25 protein-coding genes are annotated in these 25,569 nt (G+C 56.8%); 11 read left to right on the top strand and 14 right to left on the bottom strand.

Translation table 11 applies throughout. The features are described from left to right. The first annotated feature begins 195 nt into the window (after positions 1-195). The 6 genes from potF (at position 196) to rlmC (ending at position 6,091) form a co-directional block, all read left to right on the top strand. Positions 196-1,305, top strand: coding sequence for a spermidine/putrescine ABC transporter substrate-binding protein PotF (gene potF, locus BY447_RS16895; RefSeq protein WP_010669743.1), 1,110 nt, complete (start codon positions 196-198; stop codon positions 1,303-1,305). Between the two features lie 123 nt (positions 1,306-1,428). Further along, the gene (gene potG / locus BY447_RS16900) at positions 1,429-2,562 is read left to right on the top strand and encodes a putrescine ABC transporter ATP-binding subunit PotG (RefSeq protein ID WP_013357281.1); all 1,134 of its coding nucleotides are present in this window, start codon (positions 1,429-1,431) and stop codon (positions 2,560-2,562) included. A gap of 9 nt (positions 2,563-2,571) precedes the next feature. Beyond that, a complete protein-coding gene (gene potH, locus BY447_RS16905; protein WP_110331608.1) occupies positions 2,572-3,534 on the top strand; it encodes a putrescine ABC transporter permease PotH in 963 nt (320 codons plus the stop codon). Further along, complete coding sequence (potI, locus tag BY447_RS16910) at positions 3,531-4,376, top strand: putrescine ABC transporter permease PotI (RefSeq protein WP_013357282.1); 846 nt, start codon at positions 3,531-3,533, stop codon at positions 4,374-4,376. Before potH ends, potI begins: the two co-directional genes overlap by 4 nt. A gap of 75 nt (positions 4,377-4,451) precedes the next feature. Further along, the gene (locus tag BY447_RS16915; RefSeq protein ID WP_013357283.1) at positions 4,452-4,919 is read left to right on the top strand and encodes a YbjO family protein; all 468 of its coding nucleotides are present in this window, start codon (positions 4,452-4,454) and stop codon (positions 4,917-4,919) included. A 41-nt stretch (positions 4,920-4,960) separates the two neighbouring features. Next, positions 4,961-6,091 (top strand): 23S rRNA (uracil(747)-C(5))-methyltransferase RlmC, encoded by a 1,131-nt coding sequence (rlmC, locus tag BY447_RS16920; protein WP_110331609.1) that lies wholly within the window; start codon positions 4,961-4,963, stop codon positions 6,089-6,091. A gap of 21 nt (positions 6,092-6,112) precedes the next feature. Here the strand turns inward: rlmC and BY447_RS16925 are convergent, their stop codons facing one another. From BY447_RS16925 to BY447_RS16950, 6 genes are all read right to left on the bottom strand, one after another. Further along, positions 6,113-6,844, bottom strand: a complete 732-nt coding sequence (locus tag BY447_RS16925) for an arginine ABC transporter substrate-binding protein (RefSeq protein WP_110331610.1) — start codon at positions 6,842-6,844, stop codon at positions 6,113-6,115. A 115-nt stretch (positions 6,845-6,959) separates the two neighbouring features. Beyond that, the gene (gene artM, locus BY447_RS16930; RefSeq protein WP_033732079.1) at positions 6,960-7,628 is read right to left on the bottom strand and encodes an arginine ABC transporter permease ArtM; all 669 of its coding nucleotides are present in this window, start codon (positions 7,626-7,628) and stop codon (positions 6,960-6,962) included. Continuing rightward, the gene (gene artQ / locus BY447_RS16935; protein ID WP_003849293.1) at positions 7,628-8,344 is read right to left on the bottom strand and encodes an arginine ABC transporter permease ArtQ; all 717 of its coding nucleotides are present in this window, start codon (positions 8,342-8,344) and stop codon (positions 7,628-7,630) included. The genes artM and artQ overlap by 1 nt, the downstream gene beginning before the upstream one ends. A 6-nt stretch (positions 8,345-8,350) precedes the next feature. Further along, the gene (artJ, locus tag BY447_RS16940; RefSeq protein WP_110331611.1) at positions 8,351-9,082 is read right to left on the bottom strand and encodes an arginine ABC transporter substrate-binding protein; all 732 of its coding nucleotides are present in this window, start codon (positions 9,080-9,082) and stop codon (positions 8,351-8,353) included. A gap of 15 nt (positions 9,083-9,097) precedes the next feature. After that, positions 9,098-9,826: an arginine ABC transporter ATP-binding protein ArtP gene (gene artP / locus BY447_RS16945; protein ID WP_110331612.1), complete on the bottom strand. Its 729-nt coding sequence runs from the start codon at positions 9,824-9,826 to the stop codon at positions 9,098-9,100. Between the two features lie 223 nt (positions 9,827-10,049). After that, a complete protein-coding gene (locus BY447_RS16950; RefSeq protein WP_013357291.1) occupies positions 10,050-10,589 on the bottom strand; it encodes a lipoprotein in 540 nt (179 codons plus the stop codon). Positions 10,590-10,695: 106 nt separating this feature from the next. On the opposite strand from BY447_RS16950, the gene BY447_RS16955 reads away from it, so the two are divergent. Further along, a complete protein-coding gene (locus BY447_RS16955; protein WP_033782490.1) occupies positions 10,696-11,016 on the top strand; it encodes a heavy metal-binding domain-containing protein in 321 nt (106 codons plus the stop codon). Then, the gene (locus BY447_RS16960) at positions 11,013-11,837 is read left to right on the top strand and encodes an N-acetylmuramoyl-L-alanine amidase (RefSeq protein ID WP_110331613.1); all 825 of its coding nucleotides are present in this window, start codon (positions 11,013-11,015) and stop codon (positions 11,835-11,837) included. The genes BY447_RS16955 and BY447_RS16960 overlap by 4 nt, the downstream gene beginning before the upstream one ends. Positions 11,838-11,841: 4 nt before the next feature. Here BY447_RS16960 and ltaE read toward each other — a convergent pair whose 3' ends face one another. The 3 genes from ltaE to BY447_RS16975 all read right to left on the bottom strand — a co-directional run bounded on the left by ltaE (position 11,842) and on the right by BY447_RS16975 (position 15,666). Continuing rightward, on the bottom strand, positions 11,842-12,843 hold the full coding sequence (gene ltaE / locus BY447_RS16965; RefSeq protein ID WP_110331614.1) for a low-specificity L-threonine aldolase: 1,002 nt from the start codon (positions 12,841-12,843) through the stop codon (positions 11,842-11,844). Positions 12,844-12,914: 71 nt separating this feature from the next. Beyond that, positions 12,915-14,636 carry a ubiquinone-dependent pyruvate dehydrogenase gene (gene poxB, locus BY447_RS16970; protein WP_110331615.1) on the bottom strand — a complete coding sequence of 574 codons (1,722 nt, stop codon included), beginning with the start codon at positions 14,634-14,636 and terminating at the stop codon, positions 12,915-12,917. Between the two features lie 130 nt (positions 14,637-14,766). Further along, positions 14,767-15,666: a lysine exporter LysO family protein gene (locus BY447_RS16975; protein WP_110331616.1), complete on the bottom strand. Its 900-nt coding sequence runs from the start codon at positions 15,664-15,666 to the stop codon at positions 14,767-14,769. A gap of 125 nt (positions 15,667-15,791) precedes the next feature. On the opposite strand from BY447_RS16975, the gene BY447_RS16980 reads away from it, so the two are divergent. Next, positions 15,792-17,429 carry a DUF2813 domain-containing protein gene (locus BY447_RS16980; RefSeq protein ID WP_110331617.1) on the top strand — a complete coding sequence of 546 codons (1,638 nt, stop codon included), beginning with the start codon at positions 15,792-15,794 and terminating at the stop codon, positions 17,427-17,429. A 74-nt stretch (positions 17,430-17,503) separates the two neighbouring features. Here BY447_RS16980 and cspD read toward each other — a convergent pair whose 3' ends face one another. After that, on the bottom strand, positions 17,504-17,725 hold the full coding sequence (cspD, locus tag BY447_RS16985) for a cold shock-like protein CspD (protein ID WP_013357297.1): 222 nt from the start codon (positions 17,723-17,725) through the stop codon (positions 17,504-17,506). A gap of 316 nt (positions 17,726-18,041) precedes the next feature. On the opposite strand from cspD, the gene clpS reads away from it, so the two are divergent. Both clpS and clpA read left to right on the top strand, forming a co-directional pair. Further along, on the top strand, positions 18,042-18,362 hold the full coding sequence (clpS, locus tag BY447_RS16990; protein WP_003849318.1) for an ATP-dependent Clp protease adapter ClpS: 321 nt from the start codon (positions 18,042-18,044) through the stop codon (positions 18,360-18,362). A gap of 52 nt (positions 18,363-18,414) precedes the next feature. Next, entirely contained in the window at positions 18,415-20,691 is a 2,277-nt protein-coding gene (gene clpA, locus BY447_RS16995; RefSeq protein ID WP_033732099.1) for an ATP-dependent Clp protease ATP-binding subunit ClpA, read from the top strand. Positions 20,692-20,777: 86 nt separating this feature from the next. Here clpA and infA read toward each other — a convergent pair whose 3' ends face one another. The 4 genes from infA to cydD all read right to left on the bottom strand — a co-directional run bounded on the left by infA (position 20,778) and on the right by cydD (position 25,567). Further along, entirely contained in the window at positions 20,778-20,996 is a 219-nt protein-coding gene (infA, locus tag BY447_RS17000; RefSeq protein ID WP_002211347.1) for a translation initiation factor IF-1, read from the bottom strand. Positions 20,997-21,341: 345 nt separating this feature from the next. Continuing rightward, entirely contained in the window at positions 21,342-22,034 is a 693-nt protein-coding gene (gene aat, locus BY447_RS17005) for a leucyl/phenylalanyl-tRNA--protein transferase (protein WP_110331618.1), read from the bottom strand. A 33-nt stretch (positions 22,035-22,067) separates the two neighbouring features. Then, complete coding sequence (gene cydC, locus BY447_RS17010) at positions 22,068-23,798, bottom strand: heme ABC transporter ATP-binding protein/permease CydC (RefSeq protein ID WP_110331619.1); 1,731 nt, start codon at positions 23,796-23,798, stop codon at positions 22,068-22,070. Next, a complete protein-coding gene (gene cydD / locus BY447_RS17015; protein WP_110331620.1) occupies positions 23,798-25,567 on the bottom strand; it encodes a heme ABC transporter permease/ATP-binding protein CydD in 1,770 nt (589 codons plus the stop codon). The genes cydC and cydD overlap by 1 nt, the downstream gene beginning before the upstream one ends. Positions 25,568-25,569: the final 2 nt, after the last annotated feature.

The raw sequence follows: 25,569 nt of genomic DNA on the forward strand, positions 1-25,569 counted from the left end.
TCTGGTGAAGCCTGAGCGGGGGGGCTATGCTTGCGGGGCTGTAACAGACGTGTAACTGCGTCCCAGCTATAGGATTTTGCTATTAAACTCCCGCTGGATAATGATTCATTGTGTCACTGACGTCTTGTACAGAACGCAATGCAGGGATCTCAGGTTTGCAGCGTTGAAATGACCCGCTCAGGAGGATGGAAAAATATGTTCAACTCACGTCAGAAATGGCTGTCAGCTGTGGTAGCTGCTGCGCTGATGGCCGCGTCGGCCAGCAGTATGGCGGAAGATAAAACGCTGCACGTCTACAACTGGTCCGATTATATTTCGCCAGATACTGTGCCGAACTTTGAAAAGCAGTCCGGCATTAAAGTGGTCTACGATGTGTTTGACTCCAACGAAGTGCTGGAAGGCAAACTGATGGCGGGCAGCACCGGCTACGATGTCGTGGTGCCATCTTCCAGCTTCCTGGCGCGTCAGCTGCAGTCCGGCGTATTCCAGCCACTGGATAAGAGCAAACTGCCGAACTATAAAAACCTCGATCCGGCGCTGATGGAAAAAGTAGCGCAGCACGATCCGGGTAACAAATATGCCATTCCTTATCTGTGGGGCACCACCGGTATCGGTTACAACATCGACAAGGTTAAAGCCGCACTGGGCGCCGATGCGCCGGTCAACAGCTGGGATCTGGTACTGAAGCCGGAAAATCTGGAGAAGCTAAAAAGCTGTGGCGTCTCCTTCCTGGATGCACCGGAAGAGATCTTCGCCACCGTGCTCAACTATCTGGGCAAAGATCCGAATACCTCGGATGCTAAAGAGTATTCCGGCGCAGCGACCGACCTGCTGCTGAAACTGCGTCCGAATATCCGCTACTTCCATTCGTCGCAGTACATCAACGATCTGGCTAACGGCAACATCTGCGTCGCCATCGGCTGGTCGGGCGATATTCTGCAGGCGAAAAACCGTGCCGATGCGGCGAAAAACGGCGTGCATCTGGGCTACAGCGTGCCGAAAGAGGGAGCTCTGGCCTTCTTCGATATGATGGCGATCCCGAAAGATGCCAAAAACCTCGACGGTGCCTACGCCTGGCTGAACTACATCATGGATCCGAAAGTGATCGCCGATGTCTCCAACAAAATGAACTACGCCAACGGCAACAAAGCGTCGCTGCCGCTGATCAATGCCGACGTCCGCAACAACCCGGGTATTTTCCCGACGCCTGAAGCGATGTCGAAATTGTTCGTGCTGAAAGTCCAGGATCCGAAACTGGATCGTGTGCGTACGCGCGCATGGACTAAAGTAAAAAGTGGTAAGTAGTTCGTCCCTAACGGATTGACCTGTCACGCATCAGCAACAGAGGCGCAACCCCGGCCTCTGTTGTGCCATTTTTAGCGGCGGGTTTTGCCGCCATGTTCCGCCTGGCTCCGGAGAGAACCCTTTGTGAACGATGCCATTCCCCGCCCTCAACATAAAACCGCAAAGGCTTTAACGCCGCTGCTGGAAATTCGCAATCTGACCAAATCCTTTGACGGCCAGCACGCCGTGGATGATGTCAGTCTGACCATTTATAAAGGTGAAATCTTCGCTCTGCTGGGCGCATCGGGCTGTGGCAAATCCACGCTGCTGCGCATGCTGGCCGGTTTTGAACCCCCAACCAGCGGCCAGATTGTGCTGGATGGACAGGATCTGTCGCACGTTGCTCCCTATCAGCGTCCGATCAACATGATGTTCCAGTCTTACGCGCTGTTTCCGCACATGACGGTGGAGCAGAACATCGCCTTTGGTCTGAAGCAGGATCGGCTGCCGAAAGGGGAGATCACCAGCCGCGTCGCCGAAATGCTGGCGCTGGTGCATATGCAGGAGTTTGCGAAACGCAAACCGCATCAGCTTTCCGGTGGTCAGCGTCAGCGTGTGGCGCTGGCCCGCAGCCTGGCAAAACGGCCCAAACTGCTGCTGCTGGATGAGCCGATGGGCGCGCTGGACAAGAAGCTGCGCGACAGGATGCAGCTGGAAGTGGTCGATATTCTGGAGCGCGTGGGCGCGACCTGCGTGATGGTAACGCACGACCAGGAAGAGGCGATGACCATGGCGGGCCGTATCGCGATTATGAATCGCGGTAAGTTCGTGCAGATTGGCGAGCCGGAAGAGATTTACGAGCATCCGACCAGCCGCTACAGCGCCGAATTTATCGGGTCGGTTAACGTCTTCGAAGGCTTACTGCGTGAACGTCAGGCAGATGGCCTGGTAATCGACAGCCCCGGCCTGATGCATCCGCTGAAAGTCGACTCCGATGTTTCGGTAGTGGATAACGTGCCGGTGCACGTCGCGCTGCGTCCGGAAAAAGTCATGCTGTGCGATGAGGTGCCGGCTGATGGCTGTAACTTTGCGGTGGGCGAAGTGGTTCACATCGCCTATCTCGGTGACCTCTCGATTTTCCATGTCCGTCTGCATAGCGGGCAGATGATCAGCGCACAGTTGCAAAACGCGCATCGCTACCGCAAAGGGTTGCCGACCTGGGGTGATGAAGTCCGCCTCTGCTGGGAAAGCGACAGCTGCGTGGTGTTGACGGTTTAAGGAGCGGCTATGAGCCAGATTTTCCAACGCGCTAAAGCGCCCGCCCGCCTGGTCGGTACGCCGCTGCAACGCTGGGCCACGCGGGTAAAAATGCAGCATGGCCGCAAGCTGGTGATCGCACTGCCTTATGTCTGGCTGGTGCTGTTATTCCTGCTGCCGTTTCTGACGGTGCTGAAGATTAGCTTCGCGGACATTGCGCGGGCGATCCCCCCTTACACCGAGCTGGTGAGCTGGGCCGACGACCAGTTCAGTATTGTGCTCAATTTCGGCAACTACCTGACGCTGACCGACGATCCGCTCTACATCGACGCCTATCTGCAGTCGCTGAAAGTGGCAGCGATCTCCACGGTAATCTGTCTGCTGATTGGCTATCCGCTTGCCTGGGCCGTGGCGCACAGCAAGCCGTCGATGCGCACCATTCTGCTGCTGCTGGTGATCCTGCCGTCGTGGACCTCGTTTCTGGTGCGCGTTTACGCCTGGATGGGCCTGCTGAACAACAACGGTATTCTGAACCGCTTCCTGCTGTGGCTGGGCGTGATCGATCATCCGCTGGTGATCCTCTACACCAACACCGCGGTCTATATCGGTATCGTCTACTGCTATCTGCCGTTTATGGTGCTGCCAATCTACACCGCGCTGACCCGTATCGACTACTCGCTGGTGGAAGCCTCACTGGATTTGGGGGCGCGTCCGCTGAAGACCTTTTTCAGCGTGATTGTGCCGCTGACCAAAGGCGGCATTATCGCCGGGTCGATGCTGGTGTTTATTCCGGCGGTGGGGGAGTATGTGATCCCTGAACTGCTGGGTGGCCCGGACAGCATCATGATTGGCCGTATCCTGTGGCAGGAGTTCTTCAATAACCGCGACTGGCCGGTGGCCTCCGCGCTGGCGGTGATTATTCTGCTGATCCTGATTCTGCCGATCATCTGGTTCCATAAGCATCAAAACCGTGAAATGGGAGAGAAGGTATGAATAATTTGCCAACCATCCGCTCGCCCTGGCGTACCGGCATTCTGGTCTGCTGCTTCCTGTTCCTCTATGCGCCGATGCTGCTGCTGGTGGTTTACTCCTTCAACAGCTCACCGCTGGTAACGGTGTGGGACAGCTTCTCATTCCACTGGTACAAAGTGCTGTTTGAGGACAGCGCGATGATTGATGCGGTGCTGCTGAGTCTGAGCATTGCCGGGCTGTCGGCCACCATGGCGGTGGTGCTGGGTACGCTGGCGGCGGTGATCATCGTGCGCTTTGGTCGCTTCCGCGGGCACAACGGTTTTGCTTTTATGCTGACGGCGCCGCTGGTGATGCCCGATGTGATTACCGGCCTGTCGCTGTTGCTGCTGTTTGTGGCCATGGGCAACGCTTTTGGCTGGCCGAGTGAGCGCGGTATGCTGACCATCTGGCTGGCGCACGTCACCTTCTGTACCGCCTATGTGGCGGTGGTGATTAACTCGCGTCTGCGTGAACTGGACCGCTCAATCGAAGAGGCGGCGATGGATTTAGGTGCGACGCCGCTGAAAGTCTTCTTCGTCATTACCGTGCCGATGATTGCGCCGGCGATTGTGACTGGCTGGCTATTGGCATTTACCCTGTCACTCGACGATCTGGTAATCGCCAGCTTTGTGACCGGTCCGGGCGCCACCACGCTGCCGATGGCAATCTTCGCTACCGTACGCCGAGGCGTGAACCCGGAAATCAACGCGCTGGCTTCCCTGATCCTGTTTGTGGTCGGTTTAGTCGGTTTTATCGCCTGGCGATTCATGGCGCACGAAGAAAAACAGCGTTTAAGCGATATTCAGAAAGCTAAACGTGGCTGAAATACGTAACCTTTGCCACTATATGAACGGGCCGGTTTAACCGGCCCGTTTTTCGATCGGGTGGAGTCAGGGACTATGTCAGAAATCTTCAAAAGCAGTGCAACGCTTTCAGACGCACCGGTTCCGGTGACGGTTGCGGGCATTGCCATTATTGCGACCCGCTGCCTGAGCGTACTGATGCTGGCCAATGAGCTGGGTTACAGTGAAATCGCCAACTTTGTTCACCGCAGCGCCCAGTCCTGGGACTCGACGCTTATCTTTATCGCCAGTCAGCTGATCTTCCTGTTCGAACTGCGCTGCGCCTTTACCCTGATGCGCGGCAGTAACCGTGGCCGCTGGGGCTATGTAGCCACGCAGGGGGTTGTGCTGATCTATATGCTGTTTGCCTCGCTGGGCGGGATCTACCCCGAGATTTTCAGCATTGATGGCGACAACAACGTCCAGATTATCCACCATACGCTGTCGCAGAAAATCCCCGATCTGGTCGTGTTGATGCTGCTGTTTCTGCCTGCCAGCAGCCGCGCTTTTTTCAGAAAGCGGTGATACAATCGCGCTCCGCCCGACCCCATCGTTAAGGCTTTACCATGCACTGCGCGCTTTATGACGCTAACCGTTGCCGCTCCTGTCAGTGGCTGGAAAAACCCTATCCCATTCAGCTGAGCGACAAACAGTCGCAGCTGGAACAGCTACTGGCTGAACAGCCGGTTGCGGACTGGTTACCGCCCGTCACGTCAGCGCAGCAGGCATTTCGTAACAAAGCCAAAATGGTGGTCAGCGGTAGTGTTGAGCGTCCGGTGCTGGGTCTTGTTCACCGTGATGGTGAGCCTGTCGATCTCTGCAACTGCCCGCTCTATCCCGCCAGCTTCCAGCCGGTGTTTGCAGCGCTTAAGCCTTTTATCGCCCGTGCCGGGCTGACGCCCTACAACGTGGCGCGCAAACGCGGTGAACTCAAATTTCTGCTGATCACCAAGAGCCAGCAGGGCGGCGTGATGCTGCGTTTTGTCCTGCGCTCAACCGCCAAACTGGAACAGCTGCGCGCGGCATTGCCGTGGCTGCAGCAGCAGTTACCGCAGCTGGCGGTGATTTCGGCCAACATTCAGCCAGTGCACATGGCGATTCTGGAGGGCGAAGAGGAGATTGCGCTGACGCCCGATCAGTCGCTGGCAGAGAACTTCAATGGCGTGCCGCTGTGGATCCGCCCGCAGAGCTTCTTTCAGACCAACCCGAAGGTTGCCAGCGCGCTCTATGCCACTGCGCGCGACTGGGTGCGTGCGCTGCCGGTTAACAGCATGTGGGATCTCTTCTGCGGCGTAGGCGGTTTTGGCCTGCACTGCGCGACACCGGAAATGGAACTGACCGGTATTGAGATCAGCGCCGAGGCGATTAAATGCGCCCGGCGTTCTGCTGAGATGCTGGGGCTGGAAAACGTGCAGTTTGCGGCGCTGGATTCGACGGCGTTTGCCACCGGACGCGACGCAGTGCCGCAGCTGGTGCTGGTGAATCCGCCACGCCGTGGTATGGGTGAGGCGCTGTGTGACTATCTCAGCCAGATGGCCCCGGATTATCTGCTCTATTCAAGCTGTAATCCGCAGACCATGGCGCAGGATATTGCCCGGCTGAATGACTATGAGGTTACAAAAGTGCAGCTGTTCGACATGTTCCCGCACACCGCGCATTTTGAAGTGCTGACGCTGTTAACCCGACGTCAGCACTAAGTCCGGAGCTTCAGCCGGTCATTACTCCGGGAACCATTTCTGATTGAGCTGCTGCCAGCTGCCGTTGGCTTTCAGTTCAGTCAGTGCCTGATTGAACCGATAGCGCAGCGCGGTATTGCCTTTGCGCACGGCAATGCCGAGGCCGGTACCAAAGTAGTCTGCATCCGTGACATGTTCACCGACCGTCGCGAGATCCGGATTGGCCTTTAGCCACTGATTCACTACCGCGCTGTCGCCAAACACGCCATCCAGCCGGCCACTCTTCATATCCAGAATCGCATTCTGATAGCTGTCATACGCCACCACTTTCACTTCCGGATGCTTATCCTGCAGGTACTTCTGGTGGGTAGTGCCGTTTTCAACGCCGATGCGCTTTTCTTTCAAATCACCGAAGCTGCTGAACCGGCCTTTCGGTGCAATCACGATGGCAGAATTAGCGTAATAAGGCTGGGTAAAATCGACCTGCTTGCTGCGCTCCGTGGTGATATCCATACCGGAAATCACGGCGTCATAGCGGCGAAATTTCAGTGACGGGATCAGGCTGTCGAAGGCATTGTTAGTGAAGGTACACTCCGCTTTCATCTGCTGGCACAGCGCTTTAGCCAGATCGATATCAAATCCGACGAGGTTATTTTCCTTGTCCAGAGATTCAAAGGGCGGATAGGTTGCTGAAGCAGCGAAGCGAATCGTTTCCGCGGCCTGCGCGGTCACCGCCAGCGAAGCCAGCGCAGCAGCGATAATCCATTTTTTCATTTTATGATTCCTGTGATGTGGTCAGCCAGAGAAGGCGATACCCTGCCATGAAATGAATTTTTATGCAATTATTGTGATTTTTCAGGCGAAAAGGGCGAGGGGGCTCGCCCGGTATTCAGTTACGTCGTTCAAAGGCCAGGGCGCGTTTTTCGATCAGGCGCATCATCAGCGTCAGCAAACCGTTAACGCAGAGATAAATCAGACCCGCCGCGGCATAGACCGTAATGTCGTAGGTGCGACCATAGAGCAGCTGGCCGTGGCCCATGACTTCCATCAGGGTGATGGTGTAGGCCAGCGAGGTGCCTTTAAACACCAGCACCACTTCATTGGAGTAGGAGGAGAGGGCGCGTTTAAATGCATAAGGTAGCAGAATGCGCAGGGTGTCTTTGCGGCTCATTCCCAGTGCCGCGCACGACTGCCACTGTCCGGAAGGAATCGCCCGGACCGCACCGTAAAATAGCTGCGTGGTGTAAGCCGCACTGTTCAGCGATAGCGCCAGCATCGCGCACAGCCACGGCTGCGACAGTAAATGCCACAGCCAGGGAATCTGCTGGATCGAGGGGAACTGTCCCGGACCGTAGTAGATCAGGAAGATTTGCACCAGCAGCGGCGTACCGGTAAACAGCGTGATAAACCCTTTTACCAGCGGATTCAGTACCGGCGTCTTCAGCGACAGCACCACGGTAAAGAGCAGCGCGAGCAGCAGTGCTACGACCAGCGAGGCCGCCGTCAGCGTCAGGCTGGTGTGCAGCCCTTTCAGGAGTTCGGGCAGATAGGCCAGCATTAGCTGTTCCCCCGTTCAAAGCGGGTGGTGCGCAGTTCGATGCGGCGTAACACCGCCTGGCTGAACAGCGTAATTACTAAGTAGATCGCGGCCGCCACCAGGAACCAGGTAAACGGCTCCTGCGTGCGGGTGGCGATACTTTTGGTTTGCAGCATCAGGTCATTGACGCTGATTAGCGAGACCAGCGCGGTATCTTTCAGCAGCACCAGCCACTGATTGCCCAGACCGGGCAGGGCGTGACGCCACATCTGCGGCATAATCAGCCGGAGAAAAATGGCCGACTTTTTCATACCCAGCGCCTGTCCCGACTCCCACTGACCGACCGGCACCGCTTTGAGTGCGCCGCGCAGCGTCTGTGAGGCGTAGGCGGCATAGAGCATCGCCAGCGCAATCACACCGCACAGGAACGGACTGACATCGAAGTTCTCAATCTGCATCTGAACCGGCAGCGTAAACAGCCCGAAGTTCAGCGTGAAGCCGTCAGAGAGGGTGAGCAGCAGCTGTGAGGCGCCAAAATAGATAAACAGCACCACCAGAATTTCCGGCAGGCCACGGATCAGCGTCACCAGACCGGTGCCAATCCACGCCAGCGGTCTCAGGCGCAGTGACTCCCAGCCAGCGAATATCATCGCCAGCACCAGGCCTGCGATGAGAGCACAAACAGCAAGGCCGACGGTCATCCCGGCGGCGCTTGCGAGGGTCATCATTTCATTCATCAGAGATTACTGCTGGAACCATTTGCTGTAGATGGTTTTGTAGGTGCCGTCTGCTTTGATCTTATCCAGCGCGCCATTGAATTTAGTCTGCAGATCGGTGTTGCCGGTGCGTACCGCAATGCCCAGGCCAGTACCAAAGTAGGCTTTATCCGTCACTTTGTCGCCGACGGCAGCCAGCGCTACATTCTGTTTCAGCCACTCGTTGACCACGGCAGTGTCACCGAAGACAGCATCAATACGGCCGTTTTTCAGATCCAGCACCGCGTTCTGATAGCTGTCGTAAGGCACGATGGTGATGTCGCTATGTTTATCCGTCAGATATTTCTGGTGAGTGGTGCCATTCTGAACGCCAACCCGCTTGCCTTTCAGCGCTTCAACACTGGCAACTTTGCCTTTCTGAGCAACAAACAGCGCCGAGTTGTCGTAGTAAGGCTTGGTGAACAGGACCTGTTTCTCACGATCCGGCGTGATATCCATGCCCGCCATCACCGCATCAAAGCGACGGAACTTCAGGCTTGGGATCAGGCTGTCGAACGCCTGGTTAGTGAAGGTGCAGGTTGCGTCGATCTCTTTACACAGCGCGTTAGCCAGATCGACATCAAAGCCCTGAATCTTGTTATCCGCATCCACAAACTCAAAAGGAGGATAAGAGGCTTCGGTCGCAAAACGAATCGTCTGTGCCGCGGTAGCACTCAGGCTAAAACCGGCAAGCAGTGCAGCAAGTACCATTTTTTTCATTTTTAGCATCCTGACTTAGTGCGAAAGATAGTGAGCAAACGCCTCGGTTTGCGGCTGTGTAAAGCGGCTGGCATCGCCCTGTTCCACAATGTGACCGTTCTCCATGTAAACAACGCGGCTGGCCGTTTTACGTGCCACCTCCACTTCATGGGTCACAATCACCTGGGTAATGCGGGTCTGCGCCAGTTCGCGAATGATACTGACAATCTGTGCGGTAATTTCAGGGTCCAGCGCGGCCGTCGGCTCATCGAACAGCAGCACCTGCGGCTCCATCATCAGCGCGCGGGCAATGGCCACACGCTGCTGCTGACCCCCGGAGAGATGCAGCGGAAAGCGATCGCTATAGGGCGTCAGGCGCAGCCGGTCAAGCAACTTATCGGCACGGGAACGGGCGTCGCTTTTACTGAGGCCCAGAACCCGGCAGGGCGCTTCGATCAGATTCTGCAGCACGGTCAGATGTGGCCAGAGATTATATTGCTGAAACACCATGCCGACGTTCTGACGCAGTTCGCGAATCGCGGCATCAGACGGTTTCTGCGTGAAGTCGAACTGATTGCCGACAATCTGCAACTGACCTGAACGTGGCTGCTCCAGCAGGTTAAGTACCCGCAGCAGCGAACTCTTGCCCGCACCGCTAGGCCCCAGCAGCACCAGAGTCTCGCCTTGCGGACACTCAAGGTTGATGTCGAACAGCGCCTGATGAGCACCGTAGAAGCAGTTTATTGCGTTTAGTTGAATACTCATGCGCCAGATTTGAATAGCTATTAGTGTCGCGGATTTTAACGTCACCAGAATAGTTATGCAATTAAGGTGGGTTAAAATTTGTAAAACAGCAGGTAAATAGCAAAAGCTTAGCACAATATCATGCGCTGTCTGCGGTCAGTGAAAGGCCTTGTGGCGGGCAGCGGCAATAAAAAAAGCGCAGTCACCTGCGGTGGCTGCGCTTTTCATAACCGTTGAACCTTAATTATTTTTTTGATTTTTCAAGCATCTGGCTCAGGCTGCCACCCTCGGCATGCGCAGGGTTCGCCATGTAGCGCACGTCATCAACGACCCAGCAGGTGCCCTGATGGATCATCAGCACTTCATCCTGCCACTGTTTGCCATCGCGGCTCAGATCGACCCGCAGCGGTATGTTGCGTGCATCACGGTTCGGAATGGTGGAGGCATCGGCAACGCTGGCAGCCGTCGGACCCTGTGACAGGCTGGAGAAGAGATCGCCATTGCGCCACTGTGAGCCGGCATTGCTGCCGCTGGCCGCCTGCAGGGAGTGATAAAGCGCATCACTCAGGTAAGGGCGATATTTTGCCAGCGTGTTGCTGTCGGGCAGACCCTGCACAGGCTGTTCGACGCGCAGGTCGTAAAACTTCTGGGCTACCTGGTCAGGACCGCCGTCAATGCAGGGGGCGGTTCGCGGGCCATTATCCTTAATGACTGGCTCAACGGTGGTACAGGCGCTGAGCAGCAGGGCCGCCGGGATCATTAGCGCAAACGCGTTGTTTCTCATCTCGATTTCCTTATGGTTCTCTGGCAAGGTGCCCTTTTTAGCATAGAGTATAGCCGTGCTTTTTAGTCGAAAGAGCCTTAGCCCGGTTTTCAACAAGGAGAATGCGATGAAATTTTCAACAACCCCAACACTGGAAGGTCACAGCATCAGTGAATATTGCGGCGTGGTTACCGGAGAGGCGATTCTGGGGGCCAACATCTTCCGCGATTTTTTCGCGGGTATCCGTGATGTAGTCGGTGGCCGTTCCGGCGCGTATGAGAAAGAACTGCGTAAAGCGCGGGAGATCGCGTTTGAAGAGCTGGAAGAGCAGGCAAAATCACTGGGTGCCAACGCGGTGGTCGGTATCGACATTGATTACGAAACGGTCGGCAAAGATGGCAGCATGCTGATGGTCAGCGTCAGCGGTACGGCGGTGATCATTCGTTGAAACGCGGGCTGTTGCTGATACTGGCGCTGCTGCTGGCGGGCTGTCACTCCGGGATGGAATCCCGTGACGGCTACTGGGCCGATCTGCGGCATCCGGCGCAGGGCGCGCGACCACGGGTGAAGGTGATTGTGGTCCACTACACCGCCGAAGATTTTTCTTCGTCGCTGGCGACGCTCACCGATCGGGAAGTCAGCGCCCACTATCTGATTCCCCGCCAGCCGCCACAGCGCGCCGGTAAAGGCGTTATCTGGCAGCTGGTGCCGGAGCAGCAGCTTGCCTGGCATGCCGGTCCCAGCTTCTGGCGTGGAGCCACCCGCATCAATGACACCTCGATTGGCATTGAGCTGGTGAACCGGGGTTATCGCCGGACGCTGACCGGCCTCGAATGGCAGCCCTTTACTGCTACCCAGATCATTACGCTGGAGGCGCTGGTGCGGGATATTGCACAGCGTTATGACATCCCACCTGAAAACATTGTCGGTCACAGTGATATCGCGCCGCAGCGCAAGCAAGATCCTGGCCCACTGTTCCCGTGGCAGCAGCTGGCACAGCGCGGACTCGGTGCCTGGCCCGATGCCGGACGGGTGCAGTTTTATTTAGCGGGTCAGGATCCGCATGCGCAGGTGCCTGTACAGTTGCTTATGGAAAGTCTGCAACGCTACGGTTATGCAGTGACAGCGGGGATGAGTGCGCGTGAACAGCAGAAGGTGATTACCGCGTTTCAGATGCATTTCCGGCCTGCGGATTATCGCGGTCAGCCCGATGCCGAAACCGCCGCGATAGCTGGCGCGCTACTGGAGAAGTATGGCGCGGCGGAATAGCGGATTACTGTTGGAGAAACGCCTTCCAGTGGGCGACAACCTGCTCCAGCGCCGCACGGTCAGCATCCAGATGAGTAACCAGTCGGGTGCGCGTTCCCACGCTGATTAACACGCCGCGTGCCTTCATCCACTCACCTAAGGGTTTGACCTGGGCTTCCGGCACCGCCACAAAAAGCATGTTGGTCTGCTGATCGATGACGCTGACGCCCAGCTCATGCAGCTGCTGCCCCAGCCAGGCGGCATTGTCATGATCCTCCTGCAGTCGCGCCACGTTGTACTCTAGCGCATAGAGACCCGCCGCCGCCAGAATACCCACCTGACGCATGCCGCCGCCGGTCATTTTGCGCCAGCGACGGGCGCGCTCAATCAGCGCGGTGTCGCCGCACAGCAGCGAACCGACGGGCGTACCCAGACCTTTAGAAAGACAGATGGTGAGGGTGTCGCAGTAGCGGGCAATCGCCGCCAGTGTGGTCTTCTGTGCGACCACCGCGTTGAAAATGCGTGCGCCATCAATGTGCAGCGCCAGCTTGTGCTCGCGGGTAAAGGTCCAGGCCTGCTCCAGGTAATCCAGCGGCAGCACTTTTCCGTGATGGGTGTTCTCCAGACTCAGCAGGCGGGTGCGGGCAAAGTGAATATCATCCGGCTTAATGGCCGCTGCCACCACATCGAGCGGCAGGGTGCCATCGTCGGCGGCCAGCACCGGCTGCGGCTGAATACTGCCCAGCACCGCTGCGCCGCCCGCTTCATATTTGTAGTTGTGCGCCTGCTGACCGACGATATATTCATCGCCGCGCTCGCAGTGGCTGAGCAACGCCACCAGGTTTGCCTGGGTGCCGGTCGGGAAAAACAGCGCTGCGGCTTTGACGCTCAGGCGTGCGGCTTCCGCCTCCAGCGCATTCACGGTGGGATCGTCACGGTAGACGTCATCACCGGTTTCGGCTGACATCATCGCGCTTAACATTGCGGCGCTGGGCCGGGTCACGGTATCACTGCGTAAATCGATCACCTTATGCTCCTGAACGTGGCGGAAGACAAAAAAAAGGCGGGCATCGCGCCCGCCTGGATGGAACCTCTGTTTTACCGCAGCCAGTTGGTTTTCGCCAGTTCTACCACCTCATCCCCGCGACCGTTCATGATGGCGCGCAGCATGTAGAGGCTGAAGCCTTTGGCCTGCTCCATTTTGATCTGCGGCGGCATCGCCAGTTCCTCTTTGGCGGTAATGACATCCACCAGCACCGGGCCATCATGGGCAAACGCCTGCTCCAGCGCGCCATTCAGTTCCGACGCTTTTTCTACCCGGATGCCACGGATGCCGCAGGCCTGGGCGATAGCGGCAAAGTCAGGATTCTCCAGCTCGGTGCCGTCAGTGAGATAGCCACCGGCCTTCATCTCCATCGCCACGAAGCCCAGTACGCTGTTGTTAAAGATCACCAGTTTTACCGGCATTTTCAGCTGCGCCAGCGAGATAAAATCGCCCATCAGCATGCTGAAACCGCCGTCGCCGCACAGCGCGACGACCTGACGGTTGCGATCGATCGACTGCGCGCCCAGCGCCTGTGGCATCGCATTCGCCATTGAGCCATGGTTAAACGAACCCAGCAGGCGGCGTTTGCCGTTCATCTTCAGGTAGCGCGCCGCCCAGACGGTCGGGGTTCCGACATCGCAGGTAAAGATAGCGTCGTCGCTGGCGTAGTGGCTGATCTGCTGTGCCAGATATTGCGGGTGGATCGGCTGCTTATCGTTGGGCTGCGCCAGTTCGTCCAGACTTTTGCGCGCCTCGCCATAATGCTTAACCGCGCTATCCAGATGTTTGCAATCGCTTTTGGGCGTCAGTTGCGGCAGCAATGCCTGTAGCGTGCTTTTCACATCGCCGACATAAGCCTGATCGACGTGACAATGTGATCCCAGGCTGCCCGGATTGATATCGATCTGGATGATCTTAGCTTTTTCGGGATAGAAGGCGCGGTAGGGGAACTGGGTACCAAGTAACACCAGCGTCCCGGCATTCATCATGGCGTGGAAACCGGATGAGAAGCCAATCAGGCCGGTCATGCCGACATCATAAGGGTTGTCATACTCGATGTGCTCTTTACCGCGCAGCGCATGGACGATAGGCGCTTTCAGCGCTTCGGCCAGCGCGACCACTTCCTGATGCGCACCGGCGCAGCCACTGCCGCACAGCAGCGTAATATCGGTGGCGTCGTTCAGCGTCTGAGCCAGCCGCGCCAGTTCGGCGGGCTGCGGCAGGACCTGCGGCAACTGCGGCGGATACCACTCAGTGCTGGCGCTTTCCGGTGCCAGTTTCAGCGCCACGTCACCAGGCAGTACCACGACCGAGACGCCACGATTCAGAATCGCTTTGCGCATGGCGATGCCCAGCACCTGGGGTAACTGCTCAGGATTCGAGACCAGCTCACAGTAGTGGCTGCATTCGCGGAACAGCTCCTGCGGATGGGTTTCCTGGAAATAGCCGCTGCCGATTTCGCTGGAGGGGATATGCGCCGCGATCGCCAGAACCGGGACGCGGTTGCGATGGCAGTCAAACAAACCGTTGATCAGATGTAAGTTGCCTGGCCCGCAGGAACCGGCGCAGACCGCCAGTTCGCCGCTGATATGGGCTTCCGCGCCCGCCGCAAAGGCAGCCACTTCTTCATGGCGCGTCGGCATCCATTCGATGGTGCCCATGCGATTGAGACTGTCGCTCAGGCCGTTAAGGGAGTCCCCGGTGACACCCCAGATGCGTTTGACGCCCGCGCTTTCCAGCGTTTTGGCGACCAGCGCCGCCACGGTTTGTTTCATGCTCTTCTCCTTTGTCGGCCCGTACTAAAGAGTGACGTGACCAGAACCGAAAAAAGAAGCGTAGACGACACGGCAGAAAAGCAGACGTGAAAAAATGCGCTGGCAGAGCTCAGCGCATCTCAGACAGGATTCAGGCAGAGAAGAGGGCGATCAGAATCGGGGCCAGCAGACTCATGACAAAGCCGTGCACAATGGCGGCCGGGACAATCTCGTTGCCGCCCGCCCGCTGCAGTACCGGCAGGGTAAAGTCCATTGAGGTGGCTCCGCACAGGCCCAGTGCACTCGAACGATGACGGCCAATCAGTGCCGGGATCAGCATGATGGCGACCAGTTCACGCACCAGATCGTTGAAGAAAGCGGCGCTGCCGATGACCGGGCCAAAGGCTTCGGTCATCAGAATGCCGGAGAGGGAGTACCAGCCAAAGCCGCTGGCTAACGCCAGACCGGTCTTCAGAGGGATGCCCAGTACCAGCGCGGCAAGCATGCCGCCGATCAGCGCGCTGACCAGCACGACAACGGCCACCAGCATGCCACGACGGTTCAGGATGATTTGCCGCAGCGTCATGCCGCTGCCGCGCAGCTGAACGCCCACCAGAAACAGCAGGAAGATCAGCGCATATTCGCTTGCGGTTGAGGCGTGATGCAGCAGTGGCCACTGGGTCAGCCCAACCAAAAAACCAAGGACAACGACGCCGCACAGCTTCAGGGAGTCCAGCGCCATATGCAGTCGCGATGGCAGTTTCTCCTGCCGGTGCGCATGTTGCCAGGGGGCATACTTTTCCAGTCCGCGCAGTGCCAGCAGATTGCACAGCAGAATACAGAACGCCGCCACCAGTGCGGTGTGAAAAACCGCCAGCAGGTTGCTGCTCAGATTGTCGAGAAAGGCCAGACTGATGCCCATAAAGAAGAGGATCACGTAAACCATCCAGCCCAGCAGCTGATTTACCCGGCGCAGGGTGTCGGTTTTGCGGAAAGGTAGCAGCCAGCCGGCGATCAGCGGCAGCAGAATAATCAGAAGTCCGGAGTACATATCAATGCCATCCATGGGGGAAGAGGCAACACGCTAGCGAAAAAGCGTATCGGAGTAAACCCCATCGCAGCTTGACCGGTTCGCTGGCGGCAACCATGCTGTTTATAACCTGAGGACGGACGCCTATGATTCTGGAACATATCGATATTCGCGGTTTCCGCGGCATCGACAAACTCTCACTCCCTCTAACCCGCACCAATCTGCTGATTGGTGAGAATGCGTGGGGGAAATCCAGCCTGCTGGATGCCCTGAGCCTGCTGCTTTCGCCCCATGAACCAGCCTATGATTTTACCCAGGCTGATTTCCATTTCACGCCAGGCGATGTGACCGATCCTATGCGCCGTCTGTCAGTGGTATTTCATTTTCGCGATGACGGCAGCGACCCGGATGCGGTGCTCTCGGCCTTCTGGCAGCACGATGCTCAGGGTCAGCGTCGGCTTTATTACAGTGTTAGTGCCACCTGGCATGACAGCGGCATCGAGACCCGACGCCGTTTCGTTGATGTGAACGCACAGCTGTTGCCTGAGCAGCACTGCGCGGCGGCCATTGATCTGCTGCTGAAACGCTATCCGGTGCTGCGACTGCGCGATGCGCGCTTTAGTAAGCGGACGCAAAACAGTGCGCCGGTGGCGACTCCCCATCCTGAGCTGCTGGCGGGCATGGAGTCGCTGGCGCGCGATCTGGAGCATCATCCCCAGCAGCTCAGTGATGAGGTGCTGCGACAGGGGCTGAAGACCATGCAGCAGCTAATGCAGCACTACTTTCTGGTGCAGTTGCCCGATGCGGGCAACGAACTCAGGTCACGGGATGCGCAGACACGCGACGGGGAAAAGGGATGGCGGGCGCTGGATCATCTCAATCAGCTGATTGCCGGAACCGACTCCCGCAGCCGTCAGCTGATCCTGCTGCAAATGTTTACCCTGCTGATTGAGGCGCGAGGCGATGTCCCGCTGGCCGCTGATGCCCGGCCGCTGCTGCTGATTGAAGATCCTGAAACCCGGCTGCATCCGATTATGTTGTCGGTAGCATGGAACCTGCTGAAGCTGCTGCCGTTGCAAAAAATCGCCACCACCAATTCCGCTGAGCTGCTGTCTCAGGTGCCTGTAGAGAACGTCTGTCGTCTGGTACGCGGCCCCTCGCGCGTGGCCGCCTGGCGTATTGGTCCGGAGGGATTGAGTGCCGAAGAGAGCCGACGCATCGGCTTCCATATTCGTGTCAACCGGCCTGCAGCGCTGTTTGCCCGTTGCTGGCTGCTGGTGGAGGGGGAAACCGAAGTCTGGATCATGAATGAGCTGGCACAGCAGTGCGGTTACAACTTCGCGGCTGAAGGGGTAAAAGTAATTGAGTTTGCTCAGTCGGGCTTAAAGCCGCTGCTGAAGTTTGCCCGCCGCATGGGCATTGCCTGGCATGTGCTGACAGACGGCGATCAGGCGGGTAATAAATATGCCAGCACCGCACGCACACAGTTACAGCCCGGCGATCCTGAGCCGCGTTTTCTGACGCAGCTACCGGCGCTGGATATGGAGAATTTTCTCTATCACCAGGGTTTCCAGGGTGTCTATCATCAGATGGCGCACCTGCCGTTAAACGTTCCGATGAGTTCCAGGCGTATTATTACTAAAGCGATTCACCAGAGCTCCAAGCCAGAACTGGCAATCGCAGTGGCGACGTCGGCGGCGGAACGCGGGCCGGAGGCCATCCCGCCGTTAATACGGCAGATGTTTGCCCGGGTGATTGGGCTGGCGCAGCGCCAGGCAGATTAAGTCTGCTTCGGAAAGAAAAATGCCAGCGGCACTGGCTGGCATTTTTGCGTCACTGTTCAGAGGTGGGGTAAGTATCACGCCACGGCCTGTATCTCAACCGGCACGATGAGGCTGGCGTGATTGCCTTTCGGACCTTCATGAACGTCGAACTGAACCTGCTGGCCTGCCTTTAGCGTGCGGTAGCCTTCCATCTGGATGGTGGAGTAGTGTGCAAAAATATCGTCGCCACCGCCAACCGGACAGATAAAGCCAAAGCCTTTGGAATTATTGAACCATTTAACTGTGCCCGTCTCCATGCTTTTACTTCCCTCGCAAGACATTTTATAAGTAGGTGAGGTCTTACAGGCTGTGAGTCGGATTTGATTAAAACTCAATCAGCGTGTGCAGGTAGAATGTAGAGAAAGCGCCGCTGGCGTCAAGCAAACCACCGGGCCAGGTGGGGAAAAAATCATCAAAATTTGAGGTAGTTAACGCTATTGCAAATTTTGTGATGCAGGTCGCGCAAGGGAATTTCTGAATAAATTTTCAGCAGCGACCAGGAGCTTGACAGGCATGTTAAACTCTCAACATGTAGCCATTAAAAGGCTCAAAGCAAAATCTCAACGGAACACTATGGCAAACACAAACGACTGGCTTAACTTTGAACATCTGGCCGAAGACAAAGTACGCGAAGGGTTAAAGCCGCCTTCTATGTATAAAGTCATTCTGAATAATGACGATTATACACCTATGGAATTTGTTATTGACGTCGTACAAAAGTTCTTTTCTTATGATGTTGAACGTGCAACGCAGCTGATGTTGAAAGTTCACTATCACGGCAAGGCGATCTGTGGTGTATTTACTGCAGAAGTCGCCGAAACAAAAGCGGCCCAGGTGAACAACTATGCGCGGGAAAACCATCATCCGTTGCTGTGTACGCTGGAAAAAGCCTGAACCCGTCTCCATATAGGAAACTGGTAAGGGCGATAATTGGGGGAGGTGCCTAATGCTCAATCAAGAACTGGAACTCAGTTTAAATATGGCTTTCGCCAGAGCGCGTGAGCACCGTCATGAGTTTATGACCGTCGAGCATCTGTTACTGGCGTTGCTCAGTAACCCGTCGGCCAGAGAGGCACTGGAAGCCTGTACGGTGGACATTGTGGCTCTGCGGCAGGAACTCGAAGCCTTCATCGAACAAACCACGCCGGTGCTGCCCGCCAGTGAAGAGGAGCGCGATACACAACCGACGCTCAGCTTCCAGCGCGTCCTGCAGCGTGCGGTTTTCCATGTCCAGTCATCCGGTCGCAGCGAAGTCACCGGGGCAAATGTGCTGGTCGCCATCTTCAGCGAGCAGGAGTCGCAAGCGGCCTATCTGTTACGCAAACATGAAGTCAGCCGCCTTGATGTGGTGAATTTCATCTCTCATGGTACGCGCAAAGACGAGCCGGGCCAGGCGCCAGGCGCTGAAAATCCGGTTAACGAAGAGCAAGCAGGCGGGGAGGAGCGTATGGAAAACTTCACCACCAATCTTAATCAGCTTGCTCGCGTCGGTGGTATTGATCCACTGATTGGTCGCGATAAAGAGCTGGAACGTACCATTCAGGTGCTGTGCCGTCGTCGTAAAAACAACCCGCTGCTGGTGGGTGAATCGGGTGTGGGTAAAACCGCCATTGCAGAAGGTCTCGCCTGGCGTATCGAGCAGGGCGATGTACCGGAAGTGATGAAAGACTGCACCATCTACTCGCTGGATATCGGTTCACTGCTGGCGGGCACTAAATACCGTGGTGACTTTGAAAAACGTTTCAAAGCGCTGCTGAAGCAGCTGGAACAGGACGAACACAGCATTCTGTTTATCGATGAGATCCATACCATCATCGGTGCGGGTGCCGCGTCCGGTGGCCAGGTTGATGCCGCTAACCTGATCAAACCACTGCTTTCTTCGGGCAAGATTCGCGTGATGGGTTCCACCACGTATCAGGAATTCAGCAACATCTTCGAAAAAGATCGTGCTCTGGCGCGTCGCTTCCAGAAGATCGATATCACGGAGCCTTCTGTTGAAGAGACCGTGCAGATCCTGAATGGCCTGAAAACTAAGTACGAAGCGCATCACGATGTGCGCTATACCGCGAAAGCGGTGCGTGCAGCCGTGGAACTGGCGGTGAAATATATCAACGATCGTCATCTGCCTGACAAGGCGATTGATGTGATTGATGAAGCCGGTGCGCGTGCGCGCCTGATGCCAGCCAGTAAGCGTAAGAAAACCATCAATGTCTCTGACATTGAAACTGTGGTGGCCCGTATTGCCCGTATCCCTGAGCAAAGCGTGTCGGCAACCGATCGCGATACGCTGAGAAATCTGGGCGATCGCCTGAAGATGCTGGTGTTTGGTCAGGACAACGCCATTGAGGCGCTGACTGAAGCGATCAAAATGAGCCGCGCCGGTCTGGGTCAGGATCGTAAGCCGGTCGGGTCCTTCCTGTTTGCCGGACCAACCGGTGTTGGTAAAACGGAAGTCACCGTGCAGCTGGCGAAAGCACTGGGCATTGAGCTGCTGCGCTTTGATATGTCTGAGTATATGGAGCGTCATACCGTCAGTCGTCTGATTGGTGCGCCTCCGGGTTACGTCGGATTTGATCAGGGTGGCCTGCTGACGGATGCGGTAATCAAGCATCCTCACGCGGTCGTGCTGCTGGATGAGATTGAGAAAGCGCACCCGGATGTCTTTAACCTGCTGCTGCAGGTAATGGACAACGGCATGCTGACCGACAATAATGGCCGTAAAGCAGACTTCCGTAACGTGGTGCTGGTGATGACCACCAACGCCGGTGTGCGTGAGACAGAACGTAAGTCGATTGGTCTGATTCATCAGGACAACAGCACCGATGCGATGGAGGAGATCAAAAAGATCTTTACGCCAGAGTTTCGTAACCGTCTCGACAACATCATCTGGTTCAGTCACCTGTCACCAGAGGTGATCCATCAGGTGGTCGACAAGTTTATTGTCGAGTTGCAGGCGCAGCTGGATGCGAAAGGCGTGTCGCTGGAAGTCAGTGATGAAGCGCGTGACTGGCTGGCTGAGAAGGGCTACGACAAAGCGATGGGCGCACGTCCGATGGCGCGCACCGTGCAGGACAGCCTGAAGAAACCGTTAGCTAATGAATTGCTGTTTGGTTCGCTGGTGGATGGCGGCTCAGTATCAGTCGCGCTGGATCGTGAGAAGGGTGAACTGACCTATCACTTCCTGAGTGCTGAAAAACGCAAAACCGAAGGCACTGTGCATTAATCACCTGCTACAGATGTGAAAAAGGCCGGATTAAAATCCGGCCTTTTTTTTCGCTGCAATATGCAGAGCGATGAGATTACTGCATATTAGCGACTACGGAAGACAATGCGGCCTTTGCTCAGGTCGTACGGGGTCAACTCAACGGTCACTTTGTCACCCGTCAGGATACGGATGTAGTTTTTGCGCATTTTACCGGAGATATGAGCAGTGACCACGTGTCCGTTTTCAAGTTCTACGCGGAACATAGTGTTAGGTAACGTATCCAGTACGGTACCTTGCATTTCAATATTGTCTTCTTTGGCCATCGAATCCTCTGGGTGTACTACCTTTCAGTTGAACCGGCAAGATAATGCCCAATTCAACGATTTATGTAAAGAACCGTCGGCGATTTTGCCAACGCTTTGCCGGGGTGCACGTCAGTTGCGCGCATCCGGTAAAATTAGGGTGTTTAAGGTGACGTCTGCAGGGGATTAGCGGGCTAAGAATCTGAATCAACCGGTTACATGCGCACGATTGAAAACAGTTCCGAGAGTGCGTTGAGATTCCCAGCCTGGCAATTCCGGCTCGTTATAGCGAAGCGCGGACGACATACCAAACTCGACTATTATACCACTTATGCGCCTTTATGTGTGCAAAACATCTCTGCACGGCTAAAAAAGCGTTTGTGTCTGCCAGCAGCCATCGCTGACCGGCTGGTCAGCAAGGCGTTGTACATATTGCAGATAATCAGCGCGCGGGATCTCCTGCGCGCCCAGCGAGGCAGTATGGGGATTAAGTACCTGACAATCTACCAGTCGGCCCTGATGCCGGATGAAATGCTGACAAAAGACCCATAGTGCGGTTTTGGATGCATTTTGCTGACGACTGAACATCGACTCACCGCAGAAGATTTGTCCCATCGCCAGCCCATACATGCCACCCACCAGTTGATGTTCATCCCACACCTCGATGGAGTGCGCGTGGCCAAGTTCATACAGTCGCAACCAGGCACGCTTCATCTCAAAGGTAATCCAGGTGCCTTCCTCGCGACCGCTGGCGCAGCCCTCAAGCACCTCGGCAAAGGACTCGTTCATTGTCACCCGATAGGGTGAGCGATTGTGAAAACGCTTCATGCTACGGCTGAGATGAAACTGCTCTGGTAACAGAACGGCCCGGGGATCGGGCGACCACCAGAGAATGGGATCGCCGGGCGAAAACCACGGAAAAATACCGTGCTGATAAGCATTAAGTAACCGGGCAGGGGAGAGATCGCCGCCCATGGCCAGCAGGCCATTTGGCTCACGCAGCGCCATCTCAGGCGGTGGAAAGAGCAGAGATTCCCGTGACAGTTGTACCAGTCTCATCGCGTTATGTTACTCATCGGCATTTCGCTAAGACTATAACGCAATACGCTGCCGGAAACGCCAGTAGCGCCCCGCTTTTGAGATTAATTCCGTATGACTGCCCTGTTCAATAATCGCGCCATTATCCATCACGCAGATACGATCCATGCGCTCCAGGCCACTCAGCCGGTGGGTGACCATGATCGTGGTTTTTCCGGCGGTCAGCCGTTGCAACAGAGCGAGAATATGTTGCTCGGTGGTCGCATCAAGCCCTTCGGTGGGCTCATCCAGCAGCCAGAGATCGCCGTCGTGCAGTAACGCGCGCGCCAGCGCCAGCCGGCGCAGTTCACCGCCGGAAAGCGGGCGACCCCCTTCGCCCATCCAGGCGTTTAATCCTTCCTGGTTCTCAAGCAGGCGCTGCAGGCCAACGTCGTTCAGTACGCGGCATAGCTGTTCATCAGTTGCATCGGGACGAGCCAGCAGCAGGTTATCGCGCAGGCTCTGACTGAAAAGATGAACCCGCTGCGTCACCACGCTGATACGCTGGCGCAACGCGGACTCTGACCAGGCGGTAATCGGCAGATCATTCAGGATGATGACACCGTGCTGGCTCTCCCTGGCGCGGGTCAGCAGCGCCAGCAGCGTCGATTTTCCGCAGCCGGTCGGTCCCAGTAGCGCAATATGTTCACCTGCGGCGACCTGCAGGGTACAGCTGTTGAGTACCTTATCCGGACGGTCGGGGTAGCTGAAGTCGAGCCGATCGATACTGACGTTGAGCGGTCCTGACCGGGCATCTGACTGTGCCGGAAAGGTGATAGCGGGTGACTGATCGATAATATCATTGACCCGTTGCGCGGCGGTTGTCACCTGCGACATAGGCAGAAAAGCGCCTGCAACCGGTGCCAGCGCCTCAAAGGCGGCCAGGGCGCAGAACACCACCAGCGCAATTAGCGACCCGGGTAACTGCTGTTCACTGATTGTCGCAGCACCAAGCCAGAGCAGCAGGGTTACGGTTACGCCACTGATCAGCAGCAGCAGGCTCTGGGCGGCGGCCTGTAAACGCTGTTGCTGGCTTTGTGCCTGCTGCCAGCGCTGTTCATCCTGGTCAAGTTGCTGACGCCAGCTCTGCGAGGCACCATATAACGTCAGTTCAGCCTGCGCCGCCAGCCACTGCATCAGCTGCTGACGCCAGCGGGCGCGTCCATGGGCAATTGCAACGCCTGCCGGTGAGCCCAGACGATAAAATAGCGACGGCATCAGAACCAGCGTACTCAGCATGATACCGCCGAGCGTCAGTGCCAGCGAAACATCAATAAAACTCATCCCAAGGGTAACGACTACTATCACCACAAATGCGCCGAGCAGCGGCGAAATGACGCGCAGATACAGATGGTCCAGCGTATCAACATCGGCGACAAAACGGTTGAGCAGGTCCGCCTGGCGGAACTGTGACAGCTGTCCCGGCGAAAGTGCCATCAGGCGGCTGAAGGTGTGGACACGCAGATGCTGAAGCACCCTGAACGTCGCATCATGGCTGACCAGACGTTCAGCATAGCGTGCGGCAGTGCGGATGATCGCAGCGCCACGGACGCCTGCCGCGGGCAGCATATAGTTAAAGGTATAGAGGCCCACTACGCCTGCCACTGACGATGCAGCGAGAAACCAGCCTGACAGGGTCAGCAGGCTGATGCTGGCCAGCAGTGTAATAATCACCAGCACGATGCCCAGTGCAAGACGGAAAGGGTGGCGCAGCCAGAGACGAAGAAAAGGACGCAAGGCGGACATCAGCGGATCTCCTGTTGACGATGCTTCAGCATCTCGCTGAAGGCACCCGGCTGTTGCGATAGCTGCTGCCAGTTACCCTGTTGCACCAGTTTACCCGCCTCCATTACCCAGAGGGTCTGCCAGCGACTCAGCGTCTCAATCTGATGGGTAATCATCAGGGTGGTCTGGCGGGCAGCTGCCTGGTTCAGGGCCAGCATCACATGACGTTCGCTGAGTGCATCCAGGCTGGCTGCCGGTTCGTCAAGCAGCAATAAATGTGAGGATTTATAGAGCGCGCGTGCGACCGCGACCCGCTGTGCCTGACCCACCGACAGCTGATTACCACCATCGCCGGGCTGAGTTTCAATCCCCCTGGGCAGACGAGGCATGAACTCGTTAATGCCACACGATTCCAGCAGCATCGCAAAGCGCTCGCTATCCCAGACCGCATTCATCACGATATTGTCGCGTAAGGTGCTGGCCGGTAACTGAGGATTCTGTCCTACCCAGCTAAGCTGCTGATGCCAGTCACTCCGCCGTATATCACGCAGTTCGACGCCATTCGCTTTCAGCGAGCCCTGATAAGGCAGGAAGCCAAGCAGGGCGTTCATCAGTGCCGTTTTCCCGGCTCCGCTTTGACCGACCAGCGCAATCTGCTCGCCATGGGCAATAGTGAAAGTGAGCGGGCCACACAGCACCTGACCATCAGGCGCGCAGACCCGCAGATCATCGGCGACAAGCGCGATGGAACGGTCGGCTGTGAAAGGTAACCGACCCTCCTGCGGCGCGGCGTCAGGTGTCGCCTGCATAAAGGCCTCAAGTGCATCGGCACCGCCGACCGCCTGGGCTTTGGCATGATAGAACGCGCCGAGATCGCGCAGTGGCTGGAAAAACTCCGGGGCGAGGATCAGCACCAGGAACCCGGCAAACAGCGTCACGCCGTGGCCATAATCACCGAAATGTAATTCGCCCAGATAGGAGAAGCCAAAATAGACGGCTACCACAGCAATGGCTAACGAGGCAAAAAACTCCAGCACGGCGGAGGAGAGAAACGCTAAACGCAGCACATCCATGGTGCGCTGGCGAAAATCAGTGGTGGCGTCGGCAACCGCCTGCTGCTCTGCTTCACCACGATGAAACAGCCGCAGCGTTTCTCTGCCGCGCAGACGGTCGAGAAAGTTACCGCTCAGGCGGGCCAGCACCAGAAAGTTGCGGCGATTGGCCTCGGCCGCACCCATGCCGACCAGCGCCATAAACAGCGGAATCAACGGCGCAGTGGCAAACAGGATCAGACCTGCGGTCCAGTTCAGCGGAAAAACAGTCAGCAGAATGCAGCAGGGGATCAGCACCGCCAGCGTCATCTGCGGCAGATAGCGGGCGTAGTACTCCTGCATCTCTTCGATCTGCTCCAGCAGCAGGGTTGCCCAGCTCCCGGCTGGTTTTCCCTGAATCCACGCCGGGCCCAGATCAGATAATCGATCTAAGACCTGCTGACGTAAAGCCTGACGGATAGCCTGCCCCGCCCGAAAACCGGTCAGTTCGCGGGCATAGTTGATTATGGCGCGCAGTGCGAAGCAGAGCAGTAACAGCAGGATGCTGACCGTCAGGGTTTCACGCGGCTGCTGGTCAATGATCAGCGCCTGCAGCAGAGAGGCCAGTAAACCCGCCTGGGCAATGATCAGCAGGGCACTTACCATGCCCAGCAGCGTGTTGAGCCGCAACCAGCGACCGGCGAAACGACGTTGCTGACGAAGCCAGCGGGTAAGATGCTGCTGCCGCGATTTGTCCATGC

Source organism: Pantoea sp. JKS000250 (assembly GCF_003201065.1).
GTDB lineage: Bacteria > Pseudomonadota > Gammaproteobacteria > Enterobacterales > Enterobacteriaceae > Pantoea > Pantoea vagans.

Excerpts from the sequence above, each read along its gene's own strand:
- potF (WP_010669743.1), top strand. The coding sequence starts at position 196 with ATGTTCAACTCACGTCAGAAATGGCTGTCAGCTGTGGTAGCTGCTGCG.
- potH (WP_110331608.1), top strand. The coding sequence starts at position 2,572 with ATGAGCCAGATTTTCCAACGCGCTAAAGCGCCCGCCCGCCTGGTCGGT.
- potI (WP_013357282.1), top strand. The coding sequence starts at position 3,531 with ATGAATAATTTGCCAACCATCCGCTCGCCCTGGCGTACCGGCATTCTG.
- BY447_RS16915 (WP_013357283.1), top strand. The coding sequence starts at position 4,452 with ATGTCAGAAATCTTCAAAAGCAGTGCAACGCTTTCAGACGCACCGGTT.
- rlmC (WP_110331609.1), top strand. The coding sequence starts at position 4,961 with ATGCACTGCGCGCTTTATGACGCTAACCGTTGCCGCTCCTGTCAGTGG.
- BY447_RS16925 (WP_110331610.1), bottom strand. The coding sequence starts at position 6,844 with ATGAAAAAATGGATTATCGCTGCTGCGCTGGCTTCGCTGGCGGTGACC.
- artM (WP_033732079.1), bottom strand. The coding sequence starts at position 7,628 with ATGCTGGCCTATCTGCCCGAACTCCTGAAAGGGCTGCACACCAGCCTG.
- artQ (WP_003849293.1), bottom strand. The coding sequence starts at position 8,344 with ATGAATGAAATGATGACCCTCGCAAGCGCCGCCGGGATGACCGTCGGC.
- artJ (WP_110331611.1), bottom strand. The coding sequence starts at position 9,082 with ATGAAAAAAATGGTACTTGCTGCACTGCTTGCCGGTTTTAGCCTGAGT.
- artP (WP_110331612.1), bottom strand. The coding sequence starts at position 9,826 with ATGAGTATTCAACTAAACGCAATAAACTGCTTCTACGGTGCTCATCAG.
- BY447_RS16950 (WP_013357291.1), bottom strand. The coding sequence starts at position 10,589 with ATGAGAAACAACGCGTTTGCGCTAATGATCCCGGCGGCCCTGCTGCTC.
- BY447_RS16955 (WP_033782490.1), top strand. The coding sequence starts at position 10,696 with ATGAAATTTTCAACAACCCCAACACTGGAAGGTCACAGCATCAGTGAA.
- poxB (WP_110331615.1), bottom strand. The coding sequence starts at position 14,636 with ATGAAACAAACCGTGGCGGCGCTGGTCGCCAAAACGCTGGAAAGCGCG.
- BY447_RS16975 (WP_110331616.1), bottom strand. The coding sequence starts at position 15,666 with ATGTACTCCGGACTTCTGATTATTCTGCTGCCGCTGATCGCCGGCTGG.
- BY447_RS16980 (WP_110331617.1), top strand. The coding sequence starts at position 15,792 with ATGATTCTGGAACATATCGATATTCGCGGTTTCCGCGGCATCGACAAA.
- cspD (WP_013357297.1), bottom strand. The coding sequence starts at position 17,725 with ATGGAGACGGGCACAGTTAAATGGTTCAATAATTCCAAAGGCTTTGGC.
- clpS (WP_003849318.1), top strand. The coding sequence starts at position 18,042 with ATGGCAAACACAAACGACTGGCTTAACTTTGAACATCTGGCCGAAGAC.
- clpA (WP_033732099.1), top strand. The coding sequence starts at position 18,415 with ATGCTCAATCAAGAACTGGAACTCAGTTTAAATATGGCTTTCGCCAGA.
- infA (WP_002211347.1), bottom strand. The coding sequence starts at position 20,996 with ATGGCCAAAGAAGACAATATTGAAATGCAAGGTACCGTACTGGATACG.
- aat (WP_110331618.1), bottom strand. The coding sequence starts at position 22,034 with ATGAGACTGGTACAACTGTCACGGGAATCTCTGCTCTTTCCACCGCCT.
- cydC (WP_110331619.1), bottom strand. The coding sequence starts at position 23,798 with ATGTCCGCCTTGCGTCCTTTTCTTCGTCTCTGGCTGCGCCACCCTTTC.
- cydD (WP_110331620.1), bottom strand. The coding sequence starts at position 25,567 with ATGGACAAATCGCGGCAGCAGCATCTTACCCGCTGGCTTCGTCAGCAA.